Consider the following 25,885-nt stretch of genomic DNA (forward strand, 5'->3'; position numbering starts at 1 on the left):
AAATTTAGTAACATCTAATTATAGCATACATTTAATTGTTTGGACAACTTAAGAACAAATAATATTTTATGTTTTATGCAATATTTTAGCTCTGGTGAAAATAACTAAAAATATATATAAAACTTTGTGCAATTTTTAATGTAATATAGTAAATGTTATTAATTGTGTCGTGATTATTTAAGGTGGATATTAAATTTCATCAAAACATAGAAAAAAATCCGTTAAAATAAAATCTTTTATTCACAATCAAGTATATTTGTGCTATAATTCAAGTGTAAACATAAGGAAATAGCATTAGCAACGAGGTGTGTACATGATTAAAAAGGAAATGATAGCTATGCTGTTAGCAGGAGGACAAGGCAGTCGCCTTGGTGTGCTGACACATAATGTGGCCAAACCAGCAGTTTCATTTGGCGGTAAGTACAGGATAATAGATTTTCCGTTGAGCAACTGCATCAATTCAGGTGTTGATACGGTTGGAGTCTTGACTCAGTACCAGCCTCTTAGACTGAATACCCATATTGGAATCGGAATTCCGTGGGATTTGGATAGGAATATGGGAGGAGTCACTGTATTGCCGCCGTATGAAAATGCTGCAGGTAGTGACTGGTATTCAGGTACTGCCAATGCAATTTACCAAAATCTTGAGTATATGGAAAGTTACAATCCCGATTATGTTTTGATACTTTCGGGTGATCACATATACAAGATGGACTATGAGGTAATGCTCGATTACCACAAGGCGAACAATGCCGATATAACTATTGCGGCTATGCCTGTTTCGATGGAAGAGGCATCAAGATTTGGAATACTCATAACCGACAATGCCGGTAGGGTAACGGAGTTTGAAGAAAAGCCTGAGGTTCCAAGGTCAAACCTTGCATCTATGGGAATTTATATTTTCTCATGGAAAACTCTTAGAGATTCTTTGATTGAATTATCAAATGAGCCCGGATGTGATTTTGGTAAACATATTATTCCGCATGTGTTTAACAAAGGCGGTAGAATTTTCAGTTATGAATTTAACGGATATTGGAAAGATGTAGGTACTTTGGAAACATATTGGGAAGCAAACATGGAGCTTGTTGATATAATACCTGAATTCAACCTGTATGAAGAATACTGGAAGATTTATACCAAGGGCGATATTATTACTCCACAATATATTTCGGAGGGTTCCACCGTAAATAAGAGTATTATCGGTGAAGGTGTGGAAGTTTACGGAGAAGTGAACAATTCGGTAATAGGTGCGGGGGTTGTTATTGAAGAGGGTGCGGTAGTTACCGACTCCATAATTATGAAGGGCAGTAAGATAGGCGCAAACTCCAAGGTTACCAAAGCTATTATCGCTGAAAATTCCGAAGTCGGAAAAAATTGTGAGATTGGAGCTTTTGAATTTTGTGAGAGCAGATACGATAAGAAAGTTTACAATTGCGATCTTGCAGTAATCGGGGAGAGAACAACTATCCCTGACGGTGTTGTTATTGGTAAGAATACAGCTGTTTTAGGAAAGACAACAATAGATGACTATGTGGATGGCAAACTTTTAAGTGGTGACTTCATTGTAAAGGTAGGTGGCAAAATATGAGAGCAATAGGAATAGTGTTGGCGGGCGGAAACTCAAAAAGAATGAAAGAACTTTCCAACAAGAGGGCTATTGCAGCAATGCCTATCGCCGGAAGTTACAGAAGTATAGATTTTGCACTCAGCAATATGTCGAATTCACATGTGCAAAAAGTGGCTGTATTTACACAGTACAACTCAAGATCGTTGAATGAACATTTGAGTTCATCAAAATGGTGGGATTTTGGAAGAAAACAAGGTGGTTTATTTGTTTTCACACCGACTATTACCGCTGAAAGTTCAGATTGGTATAGAGGTACCGCTGATGCATTGTATCAAAATTTGGTGTTTTTAAAAAGATCTCATGAGCCGTATGTTATTATTAGTGCAGGTGATGGTATTTATAAACTTGACTATAATAAAGTATTGGAGTATCATATTGAAAAGAAAGCAGATATTACTGTAGTATGCAAGAAAGCAAATGAAACAGAAGATTTGACTAGATTCGGTATGGTTTCAATAAATGATGATGGTAGAATAGTCAATTTTGAGGAAAAACCGATAGTTACAGATTCTGTAAATATATCCTGCGGGATATATATTATCAGAAGGAGACAACTTATTGAACTGATTGAAAGAAGTATTGCGGAGGACAGATATGACTTCGTAAAAGATATTTTGATCAGATACAAAAATTTGAAGAGAATATATGCATATAAGATTAATTCTTATTGGAGCAATATAGCTTCGGTAGAATCTTATTATAAGACAAATATGGATTTCTTGAAAAAAGAGGTGAGAGATCATTTCTTTGTAGAATATCCGGGTGTATATTCTAAGGTTGACGATTTGCCGCCGGCAAAGTATAATCCGGGGGCTAAGGTGTCAAATTCACTTATTGCAAGTGGCTGTATCATAAACGGTACAGTTGAAAACTCGGTTCTTTTTAATAAATCGTACATAGGTAACGGTTGTATAATTAGGAATTCTGTTATTTTGAATGATGTATACATTGGCGATAACACAGTCATTGAAAACTGTATTGTGGAAAGCCGTGATACAATACGTGCAAATTCGACTTATATTGGGACAGCAGAGCAGGTCAGAATAGTAATAGAAAAAAACGAAAGATATACTCTTTAAGGAGATTAAGGGGGGATTCAAATAATGCAGATTACTGATGTCAGAGTTAGAAGAATTGATAAAGAAGGTAAAATGAAGGCCGTTGTTTCGATTACTTTAGATAATGAATTTGTTATTCATGATATTAAAGTCATCGAAGGTGAAAAAGGATTGTTTATAGCTATGCCAAGCAGAATGGCGGCTGACGGCGAATATAGAGATATAGCACATCCTATAAATTCTCAAACCAGAGAGCTTATTTCAGATACGGTCATAGGGAAGTATGAAGCAATGTTGCTTGAAGACGCAGCAGATGTGAATGTATAATTTGATGAGTGTGAAATTTATATTATGAAAAGTTTTTAAGGGCTGTGAAAACAGCCCTTATTTAAGTTTTAAAGAAAATCGCTAAGCTTGATAGATTATACTTTTCTTGATATAATCATTTAAAACTTTTATAATAAAAGCGATGACATTTTGCCGCATATTATATATGTGGCGGAATACCATTTTTAAAATAATGGAGATGCTAATGAAAAATAAAAAAAATACAAAGGCAATATTAAGGAAAAACTTGTTGTATTCACTTATAGTCTTGGTGTTTTTGCTTGGAATATTGTTTGTTGCACCGGGGAAAGGCTGTGGTGCAATAATTTTTTTACTGGCACTTTTCGGTATAATATATATTATCGGATGGAATATTATGCTTTCAAGAAATTTGTCGAATTACATGGTGGAGTATGCCATGGCAAGCGAAAACACGCAGAATATATTTTCACAGGATTTGGATATACCATATGCCTTGATGGATAAAAAAGGTATTATAGCTTGGAGAAACAGGGCCTTTAATTCGCTTGTACAAAAAGACAGGCAGTCTAAAAAAGATATTCATGCAATGTTTGAAAATATCACTGAAAAGGACATTGAGGAAATTACTGATAAAACGGATTTTCACGGCGAATATCAGGATAGAAAATATCGTATAAGGATAACCAGATTGTATATTGAGGAGTCTTTTGTATATACGATTTGCCTTTTTGATGAAACCGATTTGGTGGAATTACAAAATAAGAAGGATGATTCCATGCCTGTGGTAGGACTTATCTATATGGATAATTATGATGAGGCCATGGAAAGTGTTGAAGAGGTAAGAAAGTCACTTCTTGAAGCATTGATTGACAGAAAAATAAACCAATATATAAACAGTTTTAACGGTATTGTAAAGAAGCTTGAGAAAGATAAATTTTTCTTTGTTATAAAGAGAGAAAATTTGAACTCGGCGATAGAGGTAAGATTCGATATTTTGGAGGATGTAAAGACTGTAAATATCGGTAATGAAATGAGCATCACACTAAGTATCGGCATCGGCTATGGAAGTGAGAATCTTTCAAGGAACTATGAACTGGCAAGAATGGCTATGGATATGGCGCTTGGAAGAGGAGGAGACCAGGCTGTTGTAAAGACTGAAAAAGAGATAAAATACTTCGGAGGAAAAGCTCAGACTGTTGAAAAGCAGACCAGAGTAAAGGCAAGAGTAAAGGCTCATGCGTTCAGAGAATTGCTTGAGAATAAAGATAAAGTAATTATAATGGGGCATAAAATACTTGATATGGATGCCTTCGGAGCTGCAATAGGAATATGGAGGATTGCTACAAGCCTTAATAAAAAAGCTCATATCCTGATGGGGGATGTAAATCCTTCAGCAAAGCCTATGATAGAGAAATTTAAGACTGCAGAGTATCCGGATGATTTGTTTATTTCCGAGGAAAAGGCTGTAAACAGTATTACAAACGAGTCTTTAGTGGTTGTTGTGGATGTAAACAGACCAAGTATTACAGAGGGACCTTCGCTCTTAAAGAAGGCTAAAAATATTGTGGTATTTGACCACCACAGACAGAGCTCGGAGATAATTACAAACGCAACATTATCTTATGTGGAGACTTTTGCATCATCGGCATGTGAAATGGTATCTGAGATTGTACAATATATATCTGACGATATTAAGTTGAAAACTGTGGAAGCAGACGCTATGTATGCAGGAATAGTAATAGACACGCAAAACTTTAATGTGCAAACAGGTGTAAGAACATTTGAGGCTGCTGCATTTTTAAAGCGATGCGGTGCTGATGTTACCAGAGTCAGAAAGATGTTTAGAGAAGATGCGATTGATTATCTTGCAAAGGCTGAGGCGATTCATAATGCTGAGATCTTTAAGGAGTGCTATGCTATAAGTGAATGTGATTCCGAGAATACGGCATCACCTACTTTGGTATGTGCACAGGCTGCAAACGACCTTTTAAATATAAAGGGTATAAAGGCAAGTTTTGTTTTGACATTATATAATAATATAATATATATCAGTGCACGATCCATGGATGAAGTAAATGTACAGACAATCATGGAAAAACTTGGCGGAGGCGGACACAGATCCGTTGCCGGAGCACAGATAAAAGAGGGCACAATAGAAGATGCGAAAAAACGTGTGAAAGAAGTGCTTAAAGAAATGACTGAAAAAGGAGAAATATAATGAAAGTTGTTTTATTGGAAGATGTAAAATCATTGGGAAAAAAAGGTGATATTGTAGAAGTAAGTGAAGGTTATGCAAGAAACTTTATTATACCTAAAAAGAAGGGTGTAGAGGCTAATCAGGAAAATTTAAACACTTTAAAACTTCAAAAGGCAAATGAAGAAAAGATAGCAAAGGAAAAACTTGAGGCTGCAAAGGAGTTGGCTGCAAAGCTTAATGAGGCAAGTGTTTCATTGACAATAAAGGGTGGAAAAGACGGGAGAACTTTCGGTTCCGTATCATCAAAGGAAATAGAAGAGGCTATAAAGAGTCAGCTCGGACTTGAAATAGATAAGAAAAAACTTGTAATTGCGGAGCCTATAAAGACTTTTGGAAACCACGAAGTAAAGGTAAAGTTACATAAGGATGTCACAGCTGCGTTAAAGGTAAAAGTTGGAGAAGAGTAATGGAAGAAGCTCTGGTTAAGAGAGTGATGCCAAACAGTATAGATGCCGAAAAAGCGGTTTTGGGATCTATGCTGCTTGACAAAGAGGCTGTTGCAAGTGCTATAGAAGTTCTTGATAAAAATGATTTCTACAGCAAGGCATACGGCACTGTATTTGAATGTATGGTTGAGCTCTTTAATGAAGGAAAACCTATAGATTTGGTGCTTATTCAAAATAAGCTTGTGGAAAAACAGGTACCACCCGATATAACAAGTCTTGATTTTTTCAGAGGTATAATGGACTCGGTTCCGACGTCGGCAAATATAAAAAATTACTCTAAAATTGTTAAGGACAAGTCCAATGTCAGAAGGCTTATTAAGATATCGGAGGAAATAGTAAATGATTGCTATGTGGGCGAAAAGGGAGTTGATGAACTTTTCGCAAAGACGGAAAACGAGATATTTAAATTGCTTCAGACAAAGGAAACAAAAGATATCGTACCTATAAACGATGTGGTATTAAATGTTTTGGATAAAATAGAAGCTGCATCAAAAAACAGTGATACCGTTACAGGTATTCCTACAGGTTTTGTAGATTTGGACTTTAAGACCAGCGGACTTCAGCCTTCAGACCTTGTTTTGGTGGCTGCAAGACCTTCTATGGGCAAGACCGCATTTGTCCTTAATATAGTTCAAAATATTACTATGAAGAAGAAAATTTCATGTATGGTTTTTTCTTTGGAGATGAGTGCAGAGCAGCTTGTCAACAGACTTTTGAGTATGGAGAGCAATGTGGATTCGCAAAAACTGCGTACGGGAAATCTTAATGACAATGATTGGAACAGTTTGATAGAGGGTGCTGTAAGTGTCGGATCTTCCACATTGGCAATTGATGATACTCCGGGTATTTCTATAAATGAATTAAGGTCAAAGTGCAGGAAGATGAAACTTGAAAAAGGGCTTGATATTATTATAATAGATTATCTGCAGCTGATGACAGGAAGCGGAAAGGCAAATATAAGCAGACAACAGGAGATATCGGATATTTCAAGAAGCTTAAAAGCTTTGGCAAGAGAAATGAGAGCGCCTGTTATTGCACTTTCGCAGCTTTCAAGAGCCTGTGAGACGAGACTCGATCACAGACCTATGCTTTCAGATTTAAGAGAGTCGGGAGCGATAGAGCAGGATGCCGATGTTGTAATGTTTTTGTATAGAGATGATTATTATAATAAGGATACGGAACATCCGAATGAAGCGGAGGTTATTATTGCAAAACAAAGAAACGGTGCAATTGGAACAATAAATCTGGTTTGGAAACCTGATATAACAAAATTTGTAAACATGGCGAGATAGGCAACTGTCTCGCTTTTTATATGATTAAATATTTTTTGTGCAATAAAAAAGACCTGCATGAAGCAGGTCATATGATAAGTATTATCGCTTTGAGCAAGCAATAATTAAGCTATAATAGCATCTGTAGGGCAAACTGAAGCACATGTACCGCAATCGATGCAAGCATCAGCGTCGATGTTGAACTGAGTATCTCCCTGTGAAATTGCACTTACAGGACACTCACCTTCGCAAGTTCCGCAACTAACGCACTTATCTGTAATTGTATATGCCATTGAAATTTCCTCCTAAAATTTATATGTTTCTCTTACTTGATGCTATTCTAATCTATTTAATGTAAAATAACAAGAGCAAATTTGCATGTATTGAATAAAATACAAGTTAGTACTACCTTACTTAATATACAATTTATACAATGATTTGTATTAATCAGATTATTCTATAATCTTGATATCTTGCTTTTAAACAGGTTTTAGTATATAATACGTAATCAAGTTTAAGAAAAAAAGGGGAAGTTACGATGACCTTATTGGAAAATTGGAGAAATAAAGCTTACGGCGATGTGACAGATGACAGACAAAAAGAAGAGATTTGGAAAAACTACTTTATAGTTGAAAAGGGTATTTATGAGAGTATTTTAAAGAACCCTAAAGATGTTATTAAATGCACTGTAGCTGAATTGGCAACAAAATTTGATACGGATATACAAACAATTACAGGCTTTTTGGACGGTATAAATGATTCGCTTAATAAGCCTAATCCTATTGAAGAAATGAAGGAAGATACTGAAATCAGTCTTGATATTGACCTTGAGAAGCTCTATTACAACATGGTGGAGGCCAAAGCGGATTGGCTTTATAACTTACCGGAGTGGGAAAGTCTTTTAGATGAAGAAAAGAGAAAAGAACTCTACAAGACTCAGAAAAAGAGCGGTACTGTAGTGAAAGAAAAGAAAATCGGCAGAAATGATCCGTGTCCATGCGGAAGCGGAAAGAAATATAAATTCTGCTGTGGAAAGAACTAAATAAGGGTATTGTTTTAGGTGGCGGTTTGACGTCACCTAAAATTTTAAGGAAAAATAATGGAGCAATATACAAATTTTGCAAAAGTATATGATTTGTTCATGGACAATGTTCCCTATGACAAGTGGGTGGAGCAGATAAAGGATATATTATATAAAGAGAATATAAAAGACGGGCTGATATGTGATCTGGGTTGCGGTACCGGAGCAATTACCGAAAGGCTTGCAAATCTCGGATATGATATGATAGGAATAGATAATTCATATGATATGCTTGATGTTGCAATGGAAAAGAAATGTGCTTCAGGCAATGATATATTATATCTTTGTCAGGATATGAGAGAATTTGAGCTGTACGGTACTGTAAGAGCAATAATATCTCGCTGTGACAGTTTGAATTATATAAGAGAATTATCTGAGCTTAAAGAGGTATTTGCCTGGGTGAATAATTATCTGGATCCTAATGGGCTTTTTATTTTTGATATGAATACTGAATATAAATATCAAAATATACTGGGAGACAATACTTTTGCTGAGGTAAGAGAGCAGGCAAGTTTTATATGGGAAAATACATACGACATTGATAAAAGAATCAATGAATATGATTTGAACCTTTTTATAAAGCTTGAAGATGACAGTTACAAAAGATTTGAAGAAAGACATGTACAAAAAGCTTATACTTTCGATGAAATATTATCTGCGATAGATTCAAGTAATATGGTGCTTGAAAAATATATGGATGCGGATACCTATGGAGATATAAGCGAAAATACTGAGAGAATACTTTTTGTAGCCAGAGAGAAGGGAAAGTAAATGAAAGATTATATGGTGAAAGCCACTGCGGCAAACGGATATATAAGAGCTTTTGCTGCAAATACAAAAGATCTGGTAGAGGAAGCCAAAAACGATCACAATACTTCACCGGTGGCGACTGCGGCATTGGGAAGAATGCTTACCGCGGCGGCAATGATGGGAAGTATGATGAAAGGAGAAAAAGATCTCCTTACATTAAAAATTGAGGGCGACGGACCTCTCGGAGGAGTGATTGCAACAGCAAACAATAAAGGTGAAGTAAAGGGATATCCTTTTAATCCTACGGTTATTATTCCGCCTAATGCAAAAGGCAAACTTGATGTTGCCGAGGCGATAGGTGTCGGTCTTATGAGTGTTATAATGGATACCGGAATGAAGGAACCTTATGTAGGTCAGGTGGCACTTTTATCCGGAGAAATAGCTGAAGACTTGACATATTACTATGCAACAAGTGAACAGACACCTTCAAGTGTCGGACTTGGAGTATTGTTAAATAAAGATAATACAATAAATGCGGCAGGAGGATTTATTATACAGCTTATGCCACATTGTCCTGATGAGATAATAGATAAGCTTGAAACTAAAATCAATAATCTGAAACCGGTGACCACAATGCTGAGTGAGGGTATGTCTCCAAATGATATACTTAAAAGTATTTTGGGAGATATGGATCTTGAATTTAATGAGAGTCTTGATCTTTGCTTTAAATGCAATTGTGATAAGGAGAGAATAGAAAAGGCTCTTATAAGCGTCGGAGAAAAAGAATTGCAGGAAATGATAGATGATGGTAAGCCTATAGAGGTGAAATGTCATTTTTGTAATAAGGCATATGACTTTAATGTGAACGAGCTTGAGGAAATGCTGAAAAAAGCTACAACAAGATAGTTAAGTTGTATTGACGAGAAGGCGATAAAAAAAGAGCTCTTTAAAGAGCTCTTTAAACATATCTATGATTATCTGACTACTGTAACGTTTACAGCCTGCGGACCCTTAGCACCCTCGGTTAAATCATATTCAACTGAGATTCCCTCATCAAGAGTCTTAAATCCTTCCATGTTTAAATCGGAAAAATGTACGAATACATCACTTCCGCCTTCATCTGAGATGAAACCGTAACCTTTTTGGTTATTAAACCACTTAACTGTACCTCTGTTCATAAATAATGCCTCCAAATAAAAAAGTGTAACTACAGAAAAAAGTTAAATAGCTTGAAAGATTACAGGCTCAAAAATCCGTTTTTGGGATAATTGAAAGTCGTTCTTTGTTTAGATGAAAGTAAAACTTTCTATCATCAAGCATTCAAGTGGTAATTTTTATCTGTAATCATATAGTATCACGTAATGTGTATATTGTCAAATATTTAATTAGAGGAGATAGATAATTATGCATAATAACAGTGTATTTAATCATTTAAAGACAATAAATAAACATAAGCTTACTGTAATGGACCTTTGTTTCAAAATAGGCCTAATTAAGCAGGGATTCCTACACGATTTGAGCAAATATTCGCCTGAAGAGTTTTTAATAGGTATAAAATACTATCAAGGGGACAGGAGTCCGAATGCCATCGAGAAGCTTGAAAAGGGATATTCAAGTTCATGGCTACATCATAAGGGAAGAAATAAACATCATTTTGAGTACTGGATTGACTACGGTCCTGACGAAAAAGACGGTCTTATGGGTATGAAAATGCCTCTAAAATACGTGCTTGAGATGTGCTGTGACAGAATTGCGGCTTCAAAGGTATATTCCGGAGACAGCTACACAACAGATGTTCCATGGGACTATTACTGTAAAAGAAAAGATTATATTGATTTACATAAGGATACAAGAGCGTTGCTTGAAAAAATCCTGCTTATGAATAAGAATGAGGGTGAAAAGAAGGCTTTGGCATATATGAGATGGCTTTTAAAACATCCGTATGTATATTGATTTTATATTATAAATTGTATAAAAAATTGAAAATATATATTGAGTTAATACATAAAGTCCTTATAATCTGAATTTATAAGGACTTTATAAATTTACAACTTATTTCAATGTTTTTTGTATCTATTTTCTGAATAATCTAATTATTATTTTAATAGTTTGAAATGTTTGAATATTTCGACCAAGTATTTGCTGAAAAACTCTTTGTTATCAAAATCAAGTTTTGCTAAATTTATATATTTTTCTTTTGATTTATAATCTTTTTTAAATGTTTCATCAATATCAGACATATTAAAACAGTATATATAATCGGCAAACTGTCTGATATAAGCGGTTTGTTTAGTGGCTTTTTTCTTTACTGCTTTGTCTACAAATTCACCTATACTTTTATGCACAGCATAATCTTCAATTGTCAGATAATAGTAGTCTTTGTAATTTTCAAAGAAAAATTTTAACTCGTCTTTTAATATAGGTATGCTTAATTCTACTTTATTACCTGAAATATATAGTGACACATCGTCGGTGAGTTTCAAATCATGCGGTAGAGTTTCGTTACAGATGAAATTTAAAAACAGTTTATCATTATTTACATGTACTGACTCCGGAACAAAGATTGAGTTGAAAAAATCGGAATAAGAAAGCATCTCCACAACCTTTAACATACCCAGGAGATCTTCTTCGTTATGCAAGAGTAGGGTATGTAAAATATTCGAGTCTTTATTTTGTGTATATCTGTAGTAAAATTCTATAAGTTCGCCTCCGGTATATATATCCTCTCGATACAGTCCCAGAAATTCCTCCAATGTTTTCTGGTTCATTCTTTCAAGTCCGAGAGGTTTCTTCAGATGCCTTATTTTCTTGTAAATATCAATGCTTTCATAATCATCAAGCGGATTGAAAAGATAGTATTGCCCAGCACACTCTCTTATATAAGGAAGGTCAAATCCGTCTCCGTTAAAATGAATCAAAGTATCGAAATTTGCGGCGTACTCATAAAAGGACTGCAACATGGCCGTTTCATCAGATATGCTTTCGGAAAACCATTGCTTAAAGTTTAAATTATTTTCTTCAACACTTATACAGCCGATAAGATAAAGCTTTGAATTTTTCGGACTAAGTCCTGTGGTTTCTATATCAAAAAAAAGTACTCTTTTTGGATTTCCTATTTTTGATAAATCATATTTTATATTATTTTTAAAAATCTTTTTAATTTCTTTCATACCTGTATTATAATATCCTCGAATGTTTTAATCAATAATTTGCGAAAGTGTGTTCGATTTTGTTTGATTTGTAATCTTGCTATATGATATTATAGTCTGGAGATTAAAATATTGGGAAGAGATATGATTACATATATAAAAGGAATTGTTATAGAAAAAAATATTGACAATATAATAGTGGAATGTGCCGGTTTGGGTTATGAAGTGTTTGTTTGCGGTAGAGATCTGGAAAATATATCAAATGGAAAAGATATTGTTATACATACATATTTGAAGATTTCAGAGGATGCACATACATTATACGGATTTTTAGACAGAGCTGACCTTAGTATGTTTAAAAAGCTTATAGGAATAAGTGGTGTCGGTCCGAAGGCGGCGCTCAGTATAATGTCGACTTTAAGTACATTTGACTTGAAGATGGCTATAGTTTCCGATGATCACAAGGCGATAAGTGCGGCTCAGGGTATAGGACCTAAGATTGCAAAGAGAATAATCCTTGATTTAAAAGAGAAGGTTGATCTTGAAAGCATCACATCCATAGAGAGTGAAAAGCCTGCAAATGGCGGAGCACAAAGTGAAGTTGTGGAAGCTTTGGTTTCTTTGGGATATTCAAGCAGTGAAGCTTATAAGGTGTTAAGAAGTATTGAGATAGGTGATTCAGATACTACAGAGGATATACTGAAAATTGCTTTAAAAAAGATGGCGATATTCTAAGAATAAGATATAGTGGGCATATAAATGGAAAGAAGAATAATTTCAACTGAAATAACAAAAGAAGATAAACAAATAGAAAAAAGTCTGAGACCTCAATTTTTAAATGAATATATCGGTCAGGATAAAATAAGAAAAAATCTTAAAATTTATATAGATGCGGCAAAGATTAGAAAAGAAAGTCTTGACCATGTGCTTTTCTACGGCCCTCCGGGGCTTGGAAAGACTACGCTTTGTAATATTATTGCAAATGAGATGGGGACAAACTTAAAGGTTACCTCAGGACCTGCAATTGAAAAGCCGGGGGATATGGCTGCTATTTTAAATAATCTGAATGAGGGTGATGTGCTTTTTGTGGACGAGATACACAGGCTGAATCGTCAGGTGGAAGAGGTGCTTTATCCTGCAATGGAAGATTTTGCAATAGATATTGTAATAGGTAAGGAAACCGGTGCAAGAAGTATAAGACTTGATTTGCCGAAGTTTACTTTGGTAGGTGCAACTACAAGAGCGGGACTGCTTACAGCACCGCTCAGAGACAGATTCGGTGTGGTGCAAAAGCTTGAATTTTATACTACAGATGAATTAAAAGAGATTGTAATGCGTTCATCGATGGTGTTGGGAGTGGAAATAGATGAGAGCGGAGCTGTGGAAATTGCAAGAAGAAGTAGAGGCACTCCAAGACTTGCAAACAGGCTTTTAAAGCGTGTCAGAGATTTCGCACAGGTAAAGTATAACGGTGTGATAGATAAAAAGGTTGCGGATTATGCACTTGATATACTTGATGTTGACAAGCTTGGGCTTGACAACAATGACAGAATGATTTTACTCACTATTATAGAAAAGTTTGGAGGAGGTCCGGTGGGACTTAATACTTTGAGTGCGGCATTGGGTGAGGATGCAGGTACTTTGGAAGATGTATATGAGCCATATCTTTTGATGAACGGGCTTATAAACAGAACGCCGGGAGGAAGAGTTGCTACGGAGAATGCATATATCCATCTCGGTATTGAAATGAAAGGTTAAGAATGAATAATGTAGAGCTTTTGGCTCCTGCCGGCTCATATGAGAGTCTTGTGGCGGCAGTCAATGCAGGAGCGGATGCGGTATATATAGGCGGGAAAAAATTTTCAGCCAGAGCATATGCCGATAATCCGGAAGAGGATATTTTAATAAAAGGTATTGAATACGCTCATACTTTCGGTGTAAATGTCTATATGACTGTAAACACTCTTTTAAAGGAAAGTGAAATCGGAGAGCTTTTTGTTTATATAAAGACTTACTATAATGCAGGTGTTGATGCTGTTATAGTACAGGATCTCGGTGTATTTGAATTTATAAGAAAGCATTTTCCGAAACTTTCGGTACATGCCAGTACTCAGATGACTATAACAGGAAGCTACGGAGCAATATTCTTAAAAAATCAGGGTGCAAGCAGAATAGTTCCTGCCAGAGAGATATCTTTGGAAGAGATAAGAGACATAGATAAAAAGAGTGATATTGAGATAGAGTGCTTTGTACATGGTGCGCTTTGCTATTCGTATTCGGGGCAGTGCCTTATGAGTTCGATGATTGGTGGAAGAAGCGGTAACAGAGGAAGATGTGCTCAAACCTGCAGACTGCCTTATGATGTGTATGAAGGCAACAAAAAACTTAATAAAGCCGATGAAAGAAATCTTTTAAGTTGTAAGGACCTTTGCAGTTTGGATATTTTGCCGGATCTTATAGAAGCCGGAATCGATTCCTTGAAAATAGAGGGAAGAATGAAGGCGCCAAGATATACCGCAGGTGTGGTGAGTATCTGGAGAAAGTATCTGGATCTTTATAATGAAAAAGGAAGAGCCGGATATAGTGTGGAGAAAGCGGATAGAAAGCTTTTACTTGACCTCTTTGACAGAGGGGGACAAACTGACGGATATTATAAGGAGCATAACGGTAAGGATATGATTGCTTTGCATGAAAAGCCGGTAAGTAAGCAGGTGAATACCGAGTACTTTGATTATCTTGACAAGACTTTTGTTGAAGGTAAAAAGCAATTGGCTGTTTCAGGTTCAATTAAATTAAAAGAAAATATGCCTATAATATTTGATATAAGTATAAATGATTTAAAAGATGTCTATGGCAGAGATAAAGAATTTGATAATTTTTTATCTGTAGAAATTATCGGTGACATACCTCAGCCTGCAAAGAACAAGGCTGTTTCTTTGGAAGATGTGGACAAGCAACTAAAAAAGACGGGTAACAGCAGGTTTTATTTTGAAAACTTAAGTATAGAGCTGGATGATAATCTGTTTATACCTTTGAAGGCTTTAAACGAGATAAGAAGAGAGGCCTTGGATAAGCTTGAAGAGAAAATTTTAACAAGGTATACAAGAGATGATTCGGATATAAAGGAATACGAAGGATTTATACATCCGATTATAAGTGGTGAGAAAAAAGAATCCGAGAGAGTAAAACTCAATATTCTTTGCGAGAGCATGGACCAGATAGACGGTGCAATTCAATTTGCAAGGGAGGAAGGTATTGTATTTGATGAGATAAGTATAGAGAGTGAACTGCTTGGATATGAAGGAATCACCGGAAAAATAAACACATTAAAGTCTTATTCAAACAGCTGTAATTTATATATGCCGCATATTTTCAGAGATGAGGCAAAGAAGTTTTTCGATAAGTATTTAAATACGATAAGAGATTTTAAATTTGATAATTTTATAGTCAGAAGTCTGGAAGAGATATTTTATATAAATGATAATATAGACGCTTCGGCAAGCATTATACTTGATTATAATATTTATGCTTACAATAAAAGAACTATAGATTTTTATAATGAAAAGTTTAATGTAAAGAGACTTACATATCCTTTGGAGCTTAATCTGAATGAGATGAAGCAACTTGGAAATCCGGGAAATGAAATGGTGGCTTACGGTAAGATACCTATGATGGTTTCGGCACAATGTTTAAAGAAAACAACAAAGGGATGTGATCATAAGAAGGAAGTACTTGTATTAAAGGATAGAAAAAACAGTGATATGCAGGTAAAAACACATTGCGATTTTTGTTATAACACAATACTTAATTCAAAGCCGCTTTCAGTTATAGGAATGGAAAAAGATATAAAAAAAATCTCACCGGGGACTTTGAGACTCTGGTTTACCACAGAGAATGAGAGAGAGACAAAGGCTGTTATAAGAAAATATTTCGATTATTTTATTAAAGGTCTGGATGTTGAAAATGTTTCGGATTTTACAAGAGGACATCTAAAAAGAGGCATTGAGTGATATGTTCTTTACTATAGAGCGGCATTAGTTTATACTTCTTTTAGTTATCACTAAAGTGGAGGTGTGGAATGATAGAAGCAACCAGCTGCGGTGGTGTAGTTATATATCACGGAAAGATATTGACCTTGTTTAAAAATTATAAAAATAAATATGAGGGATGGGTTTTACCGAAAGGAACTGTGGAACCGGGTGAAACATTTGAGAAGACTGCACTGAGGGAGGTTTACGAAGAAACCGGAGCAAAGGCTAAAATAGTACAATTTATAGGAACCAGCCATTATACATTTAACACAAGTACGGAAATAATCGATAAAAGAGTACATTGGTTCTTGATGAAGACCGACAGCTATTTTTCAAGACCGCAAAGAGAAGAATATTTTGTGGATTCGGGGTATTATAAATACCATGAATCTTTTCATCTTTTGAAATTTTCAAATGAAAGAATGATGCTTGAAAGAGGCTATAATATGTATATGGAATTAAAAAGAAAAGGGAGATGGGATGATAGATTTTAACAGAGTTTATGTTATGAATTTGGAAAATGCCATAAGAGGCGCAAGAAATCCGATGAATTCATGGGCGAGATCTGACAGTTATTATGATGAAAACGGTCAATATATTTTAGGAGAGAATGATTTATCGCTTGCAAAAAGGCTTAGAAATGCCGGAACAAGCGATCACAGAAAGTATTTAAGGCAGGTAATGCTTTCCGTTGATATAACCGCACCTATGTATTGGTGGAAAGAGTACGATACATATAAGGTTGCTACAGTTGCAAACTCCACATCCACGATGCACAAGATTCATTCAAAGCCTTTTGAGATAGATGATTTTTCACATGATCATCTGACTGAGAACGGTCTGAAAGTTTTAAGAGCTCTTGTAGATGAAATGGAAAAAATCAGACTTGAATATGTGGAAACTAAGGATAAGGCACTTTGGTATGACCTTATACAGCTTTTACCTTCAAGCTACAATCAAATGAGAACCTGTACATTAAATTATGAGACACTCATTAATATTTATAAATCAAGAAAGCATCATAAACTTGATGAGTGGAGAAGTTTTTGTGAATGGATAGAGACATTGCCTTATGCAAAGGAACTGATTATAGCTGAGGAATAGAATGAATATAATTGTTTCGGTAGATAAAAAATGGGGAATCGGAAATAAGGGGAAGCTCTTGGTTTCGATTCCCAAAGATATGAAACTTTTCAGGGAGGAGACTGTAGGAAAGGTGATAATAATGGGACATAATACATTATTGTCACTCCCCGGTTCTCAGCCGCTTGCGGGAAGAGAGAATATAGTTTTATCAAAAGATAAAAACTTAAAAATAAAAGGTGCAACAGTAGTAAACAGTTTGGAGTCGTGTTTGGAGTACCTCAGAGAAAATAATATAAATGATGAAGATGTTTTTGTTATAGGGGGAGAAAGTGTTTATAGGAATTTCTTGCCCTATTGCAATGTTGCTCATGTTACATATATTGACTATGAGTATGCGGCGGACAGACATTTTTTGAATTTGGATCTGGATAAAGAATGGAATCTTGTCCTTGAAACAGAGGAAGAAACTTATTTTGATATACCTTATACATTCAGAATGTATAAAAGAGTTTAGATAATTTTTTGAAAGGCAAAGAAATGGATAAGAAATTTGATTTATTGACTTTGGGACAGGCGCTTTTAAGACTTTCACCTGTAAGAGATGACAGATTGGTAAGAGGAGACACGCTTATCAGGCAGGTAGGAGGTGCGGAGTTAAATGTTGCTGTAGGTGCATCGCTTCTAGGGTTAAAAACCGGTGTTATAACAAAGCTTCCTTCACATGAAATGGGTGCATATATAAAGAATACTGTCAGATCTTATGGAATCAGTGACGATTATATAATATATGATTCAAACAAAGATGCCAGAGTTGGAATATATTTCTACGAAAATGGTGCATATCCAAGAAAGCCTAATGTAATATACGACAGAAAAAATTCATGCTTTGAAACTATAAGCGTAAACGAGTTTCCGGAAGATATGTATAAGTCTACCACATGTTTTCATACAACCGGCATAACATTGGCTCTTTGTGAAAAATCAAGAGAAACCGCAATAGAAATGATAAAGAAATTTAAAGAGAACGGATCGATTATATCATTTGATGTGAATTTCAGAGCCAATCTCTGGTCGGGCGAAGAGGCAAGAGAGACTATAGAAAAAATATTGCCTTTTGTGGATATATTCTTTTGCTCCGAGGATACGGCCAGACTTACTTTCGAAAAGACCGGAGATGTAAGAGAAATTATGAAGTCGTTTACCGAGGAGTATCCTATCTCAATAGTGGCATCTACACAAAGAACGGTACATTCACCGAAGGTGCATGATTTCGGATCCGTAATATACAATGCTTATCAGGATAAGTATTATACGGAAAAACCTTATAAGGCAATTGATGTTGTAGACAGAATAGGAAGCGGAGATGCATATATTGCAGGAACATTGTACGGTCTTTTGCATTACAGACTTGACTGTGAAAAAGCGTTGGCTTACGGCAATGCATATTCTGCCGTAAAAAACACTATACCGGGCGATGTGCCTTCTTCAAATCTGAATGATATCGACAATATAATTGCGGATCATAATATGACTGACGGCTATAAGTCTGAAATGAACAGGTAGTAAAAAAATAACATTTAAGGTTAAATTAGCCAAAAAAATAACGAACTGTTCTTATATATTGCTTTTATTTAGTTTGTTTTTTTTATTTTTTTGTGTTAATATTAAGTTTGAGATTTTATCTATTTGGAGGGATAAGCAATATGTTTCCTATTGTGAAGAAAAGAAAATTAGCTGAAAACATTTATTTATTCGATGTTTTGGCTAAGAGAGTAGCAGCAAAATGTCTTCCGGGAGAGTTTGTTATAGTAAAGCAGGATAAGCAGGGTGAGAGAATTCCGCTTACAATCTGTGACTATGACCGTGAAGCCGGAACTGTTACCATAGTTATTCAGGTTATTGGCGGCTCAACCAGACTGATTGCAGATGAGCTCAACGAAGGCGATGAGTTTATGGACTTTGTAGGACCGCTTGGAAATGCAAGTGATCTTATAGGCGAAGACATAGAGGAATTAAAAAAGAAGAAGATTCTTTTTGTAGCCGGCGGACTTGGTACAGCTCCTGTATATCCACAGGTTAAATGGCTCTTTGAAAGAGGTATTAAGGCTGATGTGGTTCAGGGTGCAAAGAGCAAAGACTTTGTAATTCTTGAGGACGAGCTTAAGTCCGTATCGGATAATTTATATGTATGTACAGATGACGGTTCTTACGGATTCAAAGGGCTTGTAACGGATAAGGTAAAAGACCTTGTTGAAAATGAAGGCAAGAAGTATGACCACTGTGTAGTTATCGGTCCTATGATAATGATGAAATTTGTATCACTTCTTACAAAAGAACTCGGCATACCGACTATCGCAAGTATGAATACAATCATGGTAGACGGTACCGGTATGTGTGGTGCCTGCAGACTGTCTGTAGGTGATGAAATTAAGTTTGCATGTGTAGACGGACCTGAGTTTGATGCACATAAGATTAATTTCAACGAAGCACTTCAAAGATTGCAGATCTATAAGACAGAAGAAGGTAAAGAACTTTTGAAGGTTGTAGAAGGCGAAACACATCATGGCGGATGTGGCGTATGTGGAGGTGACAAATAATGGCACAGGATATGTGGAAGAAAGTTGCTGTTGCTGAGCAGGAGCCTGAAGTAAGAGCTAAAAATTTTGAAGAAGTATGCCTTGGATACTCTAAGGAAGAGGCTATGGCTGAGGCTGCAAGATGTTTTAACTGTAAGAATGCTAAATGTATACAGGGTTGCCCTGTATCTATAAATATTCCCGCTTTTATACAGGAAATATTAAAGGGTGATATTGAAGGTGCGTCAGATGTTATCGCACAGTCAAGTTCACTTCCTGCCGTATGTGGAAGAGTTTGTCCACAGGAGACACAGTGTGAGGGTGTATGTATCAGAGGAAACAGAGGTGAGGCTGTTTCAATAGGTAAGCTTGAGAGATATGTAGCTGATACTGCAAGAAAAATGGGTATTAAGCCAAAGGCAAATCCGAATAAGAACGGCAAAAGAGTTGCTGTAATCGGTTCAGGTCCTGCAGGACTCAGCTGTGCAGGCGACCTTGCAAAACTTGGATATGAAGTTACCATATTTGAAGCGTTACATGAGCCGGGTGGAGTTTTGATATACGGAATTCCTGAGTTCAGATTACCTAAGGATGAAGTTGTTTTACCTGAGATTCAAAATGTTATCGACCTTGGCGTAAAGATTGAGACGGACGTTATCATCGGAAAAACGGTTACAATAGATGAGCTTTTGGAAGAAGAGGGATTTGATGCCGTATTTATTGGTTCAGGTGCAGGTCTTCCTATGTTTATGGGTATTCCGGGTGAGAACGCAAACGGAGTATTTTCGGCAAACGAGTATCTTACAAGAAATAACCTTATGAAGGCTTTCAGAGACGACTATCACACACCTATTATTAAGAGTAAAAAGGTATGTATTGTAGGTGGTGGAAACGTGGCTATGGATGCCGCAAGAACCGCTCTAAGACTTGGTGCGGAAGTACATGTTATATATAGAAGAAGTGAAGCCGAATTGCCTGCAAGAGCTGAAGAAGTTCATCATGCAAAGCAGGAAGGTATTATATTTGATATACTTACAAACCCTGTTGAGATCCTTGAGGATGAAAAGGGATGGGTAAAGGGAATGAAAGTTATCAGAATGGAACTTGGAGAGCCTGATGCCAGCGGTAGAAGAAGACCGGTAGAGGTAAAGGGAAGTGAGTTCGTTATCGACTGTGATACTGTTATCATGTCACTCGGTACTTCACCTAATCCTCTTATCGCAAGAACTACAGAAGGTCTTGATATCAATAAGTGGAAATGTATTGAAGCCGATGAAAAGACCGGACAAACTTCCAGAAAGGGAGTTTTTGCAGGTGGTGATGCCGTAACAGGTGCCGCTACGGTTATTCTTGCTATGGAGGCCGGAAGAGCCGGAGCAAGAGGAATACATGAGTATCTCTCAGAAAAATAAATATAAAATAATATGAATTAAATGAAGCCTTTATAGTCGTATTTAGTAAAAATTAACGGTTATAAAGGCTTTGTTATATCTATTTGTTATACCTGCCATGAAAAAAATATATATGCATTTCAAATGTGTTTATTGACAGAATTATATGAAATAAATATAATGAGATGAGTTTTATAAAATTTAATTTATGGAGGCATTATGAAGAAGAGAGTATTATTGTCAGCAATGGCATTGACATTCGGATTGGCATTGACAGCTTGCGGAAACGCAGGTTCGGATAAAGCTGCGGATTCAGGATCAAAGGCTGAGACTGAAGCTGCTGCAAAAGTTGACGGTGATGTATTTACAATAGGAACTACAGGACCGCTTACAGGTAGTGCGGCATCTTACGGTAATTCAGTTAAGAACGGTGCTACTGTTGCTATTGATGAGATCAATGCGGCAGGAGGAGTAAAGGTTGGAGACAAGACATATAAGCTTGCACTTAACTTCCAGGATGATGAAGCTAAAGAAGATAAGGCTGTTAACGCATATAACAATCTTATGGACAGCGGAATCAATGTATTTATGGGCGCTGTAACAAGCGGTTCATCACTTGCACTTACAGATTTAACAGCAAAGGATAATATTTTACAGATTACACCTTCGGGTTCAGCTAAGGCAATCACTGAGAATCCAAATGTTTTCAGACTTTGCTTTACAGATCCTCTTCAGGGAAAGATGATTGCAGATTTCGTTGTGGATCAGGGATATGAGAGTGTTGCTGTTCTTTACAACAACTCTGACGAGTATTCAACAGGAGTATATGAGGCTTTTAAAGAGGAGCTTAACACAGCCGGAAAGTCTGATTTACTTGTAAATGAGCAGTCATTCACAAATGATGATGTAGACTTTACAACTCAGTTGACACAGATCAAGGCTTCAGGAGCCAAGCTTATATTTGTACCGGGATATTATGAAGCTGCAGCATATATTGTACAGCAGGCAAAGCAGCAGGGTATCGATGCGGCATTTGTAGGTTCTGACGGTTGGGACGGAGTTTTAGGACAGGTTACAGATCCAAGCGCTGTTGAAGGTGCAGTATTCTTAAGTCCTTTCTTGGCTTCAGACCCTTCTGCAGCAGATTTCACAAAGGCATATGAGACTGCATATAAGGCAACACCTGACCAGTTCGCAGCTGACGGATACGATACAGTTTATGTAATCAAGGCGGCTATGGAGAAGGCAGGAAGCATTGAGAGCAATGACCTTATCAAGGCTATGACCGAGATAGAGGTAAACGGTATCACCGGTAAAGTATCATTCAATGCCGACGGTGAGCCGAACAAGGAGCCTAAGTTTGTTACTATTACAAACGGAGAGTATAAGCTTTTTGATTAATCTATGAAATTTTAAAGAGGACGGGATTATTGTCCCATCCTCTTTTTCTGACATAGACCTCGGAAAGCTTCTAACGTAAGGTAGGAGTTTTCCGTAGTTTAGGTAAAGAGGGGTAAAAAAATGTTAATTAACTTTATTGAACAGTTAATAAACGGATTGAGGACAGGAAGCATTTATGCATTGATAGCTATAGGTTATACAATGGTATACGGTATAGCTAAAATGATAAATTTCGCTCATGGAGATATAATAATGGTAGGAGCATATGCTCTTTATTTTAGTATATCGGTATTGGGTTTACCTGTTCCGGTAGCACTTTTATTAACTGTTATTGTATGTTCCGTTTTGGGCGTTTTGATTGAAAAGATTGCGTATAAGCCGCTTAGAAAAGCACAGCCTTTGGCAGTACTTATCACTGCAATAGGTATGAGCTTCTTTTTACAGAGCAGTTCTTTATTGATATTCGGTTCAACACCGATACCTTTTCAATCTGTAATTCCAAACGATAATATAAAGGTAGGACCGGTTATAATTTCAAGTATTACTCTGGTTACATTGGTAGTGACCGCTGTTGCAATGATTTTACTTACATTGTTTATAAACAAGACTAAGCTGGGTTCTGCAATGAGAGCCGTTTCGGAGGATAAGGGAGCGGCGGAACTTATGGGTATTAATGTAAACAGTACCATATCGATGACTTTCGCAATAGGTTCAGCACTTGCGGCTGTAGCGGGTATTTTGTATATAAGTCAGTACCAGTCTATGAAGCCTACACTTGGAGCACTGCCGGGTATCAAGGCGTTTGTGGCTGCAGTTCTTGGAGGAATCGGAAGTATACCGGGAGCTATGCTTGGTGGAATACTTCTGGGACTTATTGAAAGTGTGTCTAAGGCATATATTTCAACAGAGCTTGCGGATGCTATTGTTTTCGGAGTTTTGATTGTCGTTTTATTATTCAGACCTTCAGGGCTTTTGGGCAAGAAGAAGATTGTAAAGGTATAGGTGTGGTATGAAGATATTAAATAAAAAAACTATATTTAATATAGCAATAATGTTACTGGCCTATGTGTTGGTGTTTGTTTTGATAAACTCCGGAATACTCAGCAGACAATATAAATCCTTGATAGTTCCTATATGTGTGAACATAATGTTGGCTGTTTCACTGAATCTTGTAACAGGATTTTTAGGGGAACTTTCTCTGGGCCATGCCGGTTTTATGTCAATAGGAGCATATACAAGTGCTTTGATTTCCATCAATACAAGCTTTTTACCTCCGGCACTGTCATTTTTTATAGCTGTGGTTTGCGGTTGTATATTGGCGGCTGTTTTCGGATTTTTGATAGGTGTACCTGTGCTTAGACTTAGAGGTGACTATCTGGCTATAGTAACACTTGCATTCGGAGAGATAATAAAGTCTGTTATAAATTATCTTAATTTTACCGGAGGATCGAAGGGACTTAGTAAGATTCCTTTATATTCCGATTACAATAATTTTACAGTTGTATTTATTATCATGGTAATATGTATAGTGCTGATTTCAAATCTTATAAATTCAAGAGACGGAAGAGCGATAAAGTCAATTCGTGACAATGATATTGCGGCGGAGTCTATAGGAATAAAGATAAGTAAGTATAAGGTAAGCGCTTTTGTTATAGCAGCAGGTTTTGCAGGACTTGCAGGTTCACTTTATGCTCATAATGTAGGTATTATAAAGCCTAATATTTTTGACTATAATAAATCAATTGAGATACTTGTATTTGTGGTTCTTGGAGGTATGGGAAATATTCCGGGTTCAATAATATCCGCAATAATTCTTACAGTATTACCTGAATTCTTAAGAGGTGCGGACAATTTGAGAATGTTACTCTATGCTATAGTATTGATTTTGATGATGATATTTAACAACAGTAAGTTTAAGGCTAATTTATCACTGAATAAAACCTTTAGAAAGCTTGGAAAGGAGGATTAATGCTGGAGTGTAAGAATCTTGGGATTCAATTCGGAGGATTAAAGGCGGTAGACAACTTTAATCTTAATATTGAAAAAGGAATGTTATACGGTCTTATCGGACCGAACGGTGCAGGAAAGACTACAGTTTTTAACCTCTTGACAGGAGTTTATAAGCCGACCGGAGGTACAATACGACTTGACGGAAATCTTATAAACGGAAAAACACCTACACAGATCAATAATATGGGTATTGCAAGAACATTTCAAAATATTAGACTTTTTTCAAATATGTCGGTTTTAGATAATGTAAAAGTGGCATTACATGAAAAGGTAAAATATCCTCTGCTTACATCCATGACTCATATGTTCGGATTTTCCAAAAAGGAAAAGGAAATGGATGATCTTGCTTTGGAGATACTGGATGTATTTTCACTTGGCACAAAGAAAGATGTTCTGTCGGGAAATCTGCCTTATGGTGAGCAGAGAAAGCTTGAGATAGCAAGAGCTCTTGCTACAAGTCCTTCTTTACTTTTGCTTGATGAGCCGGCGGCAGGTATGAATCCTAATGAGACGGAAGAGTTGATGGAAACAATCAGAAAAATCAGAGATATGTATAATCTTACAATTCTTTTGATTGAGCATGATATGAAGTTGGTAGCCGGAATTTGTGAAAAACTTACGGTACTTAATTTCGGTACCGAGCTTGCAAGCGGAACACCGAGTGAAGTACTTAATAATCCTGATGTAATTACAGCATATTTGGGAGAGTAGGAGGAACGATGGAAATATTAAAAGTAAAAGATCTTGTCGTGAACTATGGAATGATAAAGGCTGTAAAGGGCGCAAGCTTTTGCGTCAATCAAGGTGAAATAGTTGCTCTTATAGGCGCAAACGGTGCAGGAAAAACTTCTATTTTGCACACGGTCACAGGGCTTCTCAGTGCAAAAGAAGGAAGTATCGAGTTTGACGGCAAAGATATTACCAAGTCAAAAGCACATGATATAGTTAAGCTTGGAATGGCACATGTGCCTGAGGGCAGAAGAGTTTTCGGTGATTTGACGGTAATTGAAAACTTGAAACTTGGCGCATATATAAGAAATGATAAGGCGGGAATTGAAGAAAGTCTTGAAAAAATTTATAAGAGATTTCCAAGACTGTCTGAGAGAAAGACTCAGATTGCAGGTACACTTTCAGGTGGTGAGCAGCAGATGCTTGCAATGGGAAGAGCTCTTATGAGCAATCCTAAAGTTATTGTGATGGATGAGCCTTCAATGGGACTCTCACCTCTTTATGTAAATGAGATATTTGATATTATAAGAGAAATTCATGAGAGCGGAACAACTGTACTTTTGGTTGAACAAAATGCAAAGAAAGCTCTTAGTATTGCCGACAGAGCCTATGTTCTTGAAACAGGGAATATAGTGCTTGAGGGTGATGCAAAGAAACTTATGGATGATGACAGTGTAAAGAAAGCATATCTTGGGGAATAAAAAAGGACACAT

27 protein-coding genes are annotated in these 25,885 nt (G+C 36.4%); 24 read left to right on the plus strand and 3 right to left on the minus strand.

The annotated features are described in order from the left end of the window. Positions 1–313: 313 nt before the first annotated feature. The 6 genes from HMPREF1140_RS12135 (at position 314) to dnaB (ending at position 6,989) form a co-directional block, all read left to right on the plus strand. Positions 314–1,588, plus strand: coding sequence for a glucose-1-phosphate adenylyltransferase (locus tag HMPREF1140_RS12135; RefSeq protein ID WP_009664092.1), 1,275 nt, complete (start codon positions 314–316; stop codon positions 1,586–1,588). Beyond that, positions 1,585–2,706, plus strand: a complete 1,122-nt coding sequence (gene glgD, locus HMPREF1140_RS12140) for a glucose-1-phosphate adenylyltransferase subunit GlgD (RefSeq protein ID WP_009664085.1) — start codon at positions 1,585–1,587, stop codon at positions 2,704–2,706. Before HMPREF1140_RS12135 ends, glgD begins: the two co-directional genes overlap by 4 nt. A 24-nt stretch (positions 2,707–2,730) precedes the next feature. Then, the gene (spoVG, locus tag HMPREF1140_RS12145) at positions 2,731–3,012 is read left to right on the plus strand and encodes a septation regulator SpoVG (protein WP_007592713.1); all 282 of its coding nucleotides are present in this window, start codon (positions 2,731–2,733) and stop codon (positions 3,010–3,012) included. A gap of 205 nt (positions 3,013–3,217) precedes the next feature. Beyond that, a complete protein-coding gene (locus HMPREF1140_RS12150) occupies positions 3,218–5,212 on the plus strand; it encodes a DHH family phosphoesterase (protein ID WP_009664167.1) in 1,995 nt (664 codons plus the stop codon). Beyond that, positions 5,212–5,658 carry a 50S ribosomal protein L9 gene (gene rplI, locus HMPREF1140_RS12155; protein ID WP_007592710.1) on the plus strand — a complete coding sequence of 149 codons (447 nt, stop codon included), beginning with the start codon at positions 5,212–5,214 and terminating at the stop codon, positions 5,656–5,658. Before HMPREF1140_RS12150 ends, rplI begins: the two co-directional genes overlap by 1 nt. Then, positions 5,658–6,989, plus strand: coding sequence for a replicative DNA helicase (gene dnaB, locus HMPREF1140_RS12160; RefSeq protein ID WP_009664195.1), 1,332 nt, complete (start codon positions 5,658–5,660; stop codon positions 6,987–6,989). The genes rplI and dnaB overlap by 1 nt, the downstream gene beginning before the upstream one ends. Positions 6,990–7,093: 104 nt before the next feature. Here the strand turns inward: dnaB and HMPREF1140_RS12165 are convergent, their stop codons facing one another. After that, positions 7,094–7,261, minus strand: a complete 168-nt coding sequence (locus tag HMPREF1140_RS12165; protein WP_007592708.1) for a DUF362 domain-containing protein — start codon at positions 7,259–7,261, stop codon at positions 7,094–7,096. A gap of 245 nt (positions 7,262–7,506) precedes the next feature. On the opposite strand from HMPREF1140_RS12165, the gene HMPREF1140_RS12170 reads away from it, so the two are divergent. Genes HMPREF1140_RS12170 through hslO form a run of 3 tightly spaced genes read left to right on the plus strand, consistent with a single transcriptional unit; the run spans position 7,507 to position 9,705 of the window. Beyond that, a complete protein-coding gene (locus tag HMPREF1140_RS12170) occupies positions 7,507–8,010 on the plus strand; it encodes an SEC-C metal-binding domain-containing protein (protein WP_009664197.1) in 504 nt (167 codons plus the stop codon). 57 nt (positions 8,011–8,067) lie between these two features. Then, complete coding sequence (locus HMPREF1140_RS12175; RefSeq protein WP_009664125.1) at positions 8,068–8,820, plus strand: class I SAM-dependent DNA methyltransferase; 753 nt, start codon at positions 8,068–8,070, stop codon at positions 8,818–8,820. Next, complete coding sequence (gene hslO, locus HMPREF1140_RS12180; RefSeq protein WP_009664088.1) at positions 8,821–9,705, plus strand: Hsp33 family molecular chaperone HslO; 885 nt, start codon at positions 8,821–8,823, stop codon at positions 9,703–9,705. It abuts the gene before it with no gap. Positions 9,706–9,773: 68 nt separating this feature from the next. Here hslO and HMPREF1140_RS12185 read toward each other — a convergent pair whose 3' ends face one another. After that, positions 9,774–9,977, minus strand: a complete 204-nt coding sequence (locus HMPREF1140_RS12185) for a cold-shock protein (protein WP_007592698.1) — start codon at positions 9,975–9,977, stop codon at positions 9,774–9,776. Positions 9,978–10,203: 226 nt separating this feature from the next. Between HMPREF1140_RS12185 and HMPREF1140_RS12190 the strand changes: the two genes are divergently transcribed. Beyond that, on the plus strand, positions 10,204–10,752 hold the full coding sequence (locus HMPREF1140_RS12190) for a DUF5662 family protein (protein WP_009664106.1): 549 nt from the start codon (positions 10,204–10,206) through the stop codon (positions 10,750–10,752). A gap of 143 nt (positions 10,753–10,895) precedes the next feature. On the opposite strand, the gene HMPREF1140_RS12195 is transcribed toward HMPREF1140_RS12190, so the two are convergent. Next, positions 10,896–11,969: a ribonuclease H-like domain-containing protein gene (locus HMPREF1140_RS12195; RefSeq protein WP_009664164.1), complete on the minus strand. Its 1,074-nt coding sequence runs from the start codon at positions 11,967–11,969 to the stop codon at positions 10,896–10,898. 123 nt (positions 11,970–12,092) lie between these two features. On the opposite strand from HMPREF1140_RS12195, the gene ruvA reads away from it, so the two are divergent. From ruvA to HMPREF1140_RS12265, 14 genes are all read left to right on the plus strand, one after another. Beyond that, positions 12,093–12,683 (plus strand): Holliday junction branch migration protein RuvA, encoded by a 591-nt coding sequence (ruvA, locus tag HMPREF1140_RS12200; protein ID WP_035620620.1) that lies wholly within the window; start codon positions 12,093–12,095, stop codon positions 12,681–12,683. A gap of 24 nt (positions 12,684–12,707) precedes the next feature. Then, on the plus strand, positions 12,708–13,706 hold the full coding sequence (gene ruvB / locus HMPREF1140_RS12205) for a Holliday junction branch migration DNA helicase RuvB (RefSeq protein WP_009664070.1): 999 nt from the start codon (positions 12,708–12,710) through the stop codon (positions 13,704–13,706). A gap of 2 nt (positions 13,707–13,708) precedes the next feature. Further along, positions 13,709–15,958 carry a U32 family peptidase gene (locus HMPREF1140_RS12210; protein ID WP_009664174.1) on the plus strand — a complete coding sequence of 750 codons (2,250 nt, stop codon included), beginning with the start codon at positions 13,709–13,711 and terminating at the stop codon, positions 15,956–15,958. A gap of 68 nt (positions 15,959–16,026) precedes the next feature. Then, positions 16,027–16,473 carry an NUDIX hydrolase gene (locus HMPREF1140_RS12215; protein ID WP_009664109.1) on the plus strand — a complete coding sequence of 149 codons (447 nt, stop codon included), beginning with the start codon at positions 16,027–16,029 and terminating at the stop codon, positions 16,471–16,473. Further along, on the plus strand, positions 16,460–17,083 hold the full coding sequence (locus HMPREF1140_RS12220) for a hypothetical protein (protein ID WP_009664180.1): 624 nt from the start codon (positions 16,460–16,462) through the stop codon (positions 17,081–17,083). The genes HMPREF1140_RS12215 and HMPREF1140_RS12220 overlap by 14 nt, the downstream gene beginning before the upstream one ends. Before the next feature lies 1 nt (position 17,084). Continuing rightward, positions 17,085–17,579: a dihydrofolate reductase gene (locus tag HMPREF1140_RS12225; RefSeq protein WP_009664131.1), complete on the plus strand. Its 495-nt coding sequence runs from the start codon at positions 17,085–17,087 to the stop codon at positions 17,577–17,579. Positions 17,580–17,602: 23 nt separating this feature from the next. Then, the gene (locus HMPREF1140_RS12230) at positions 17,603–18,628 is read left to right on the plus strand and encodes a sugar kinase (RefSeq protein WP_035620622.1); all 1,026 of its coding nucleotides are present in this window, start codon (positions 17,603–17,605) and stop codon (positions 18,626–18,628) included. A 140-nt stretch (positions 18,629–18,768) separates the two neighbouring features. Next, the gene (locus tag HMPREF1140_RS12235; RefSeq protein WP_009664185.1) at positions 18,769–19,662 is read left to right on the plus strand and encodes a sulfide/dihydroorotate dehydrogenase-like FAD/NAD-binding protein; all 894 of its coding nucleotides are present in this window, start codon (positions 18,769–18,771) and stop codon (positions 19,660–19,662) included. Then, the gene (gene gltA, locus HMPREF1140_RS12240) at positions 19,662–21,053 is read left to right on the plus strand and encodes an NADPH-dependent glutamate synthase (protein WP_009664168.1); all 1,392 of its coding nucleotides are present in this window, start codon (positions 19,662–19,664) and stop codon (positions 21,051–21,053) included. Before HMPREF1140_RS12235 ends, gltA begins: the two co-directional genes overlap by 1 nt. 198 nt (positions 21,054–21,251) lie before the next feature. Continuing rightward, positions 21,252–22,433 carry an ABC transporter substrate-binding protein gene (locus tag HMPREF1140_RS12245; protein WP_009664178.1) on the plus strand — a complete coding sequence of 394 codons (1,182 nt, stop codon included), beginning with the start codon at positions 21,252–21,254 and terminating at the stop codon, positions 22,431–22,433. Between the two features lie 120 nt (positions 22,434–22,553). Then, positions 22,554–23,435, plus strand: coding sequence for a branched-chain amino acid ABC transporter permease (locus HMPREF1140_RS12250; RefSeq protein WP_009664128.1), 882 nt, complete (start codon positions 22,554–22,556; stop codon positions 23,433–23,435). A gap of 7 nt (positions 23,436–23,442) precedes the next feature. Then, complete coding sequence (locus HMPREF1140_RS12255; protein WP_009664172.1) at positions 23,443–24,402, plus strand: branched-chain amino acid ABC transporter permease; 960 nt, start codon at positions 23,443–23,445, stop codon at positions 24,400–24,402. Then, the gene (locus HMPREF1140_RS12260) at positions 24,402–25,154 is read left to right on the plus strand and encodes an ABC transporter ATP-binding protein (protein ID WP_009664166.1); all 753 of its coding nucleotides are present in this window, start codon (positions 24,402–24,404) and stop codon (positions 25,152–25,154) included. Before HMPREF1140_RS12255 ends, HMPREF1140_RS12260 begins: the two co-directional genes overlap by 1 nt. Before the next feature lie 8 nt (positions 25,155–25,162). After that, on the plus strand, positions 25,163–25,873 hold the full coding sequence (locus HMPREF1140_RS12265; protein WP_009664047.1) for an ABC transporter ATP-binding protein: 711 nt from the start codon (positions 25,163–25,165) through the stop codon (positions 25,871–25,873). Positions 25,874–25,885 lie beyond the last annotated feature (12 nt).

Source organism: Lachnoanaerobaculum sp. ICM7, assembly GCF_000287675.1.
Lineage (GTDB): Bacteria > Bacillota > Clostridia > Lachnospirales > Lachnospiraceae > Lachnoanaerobaculum.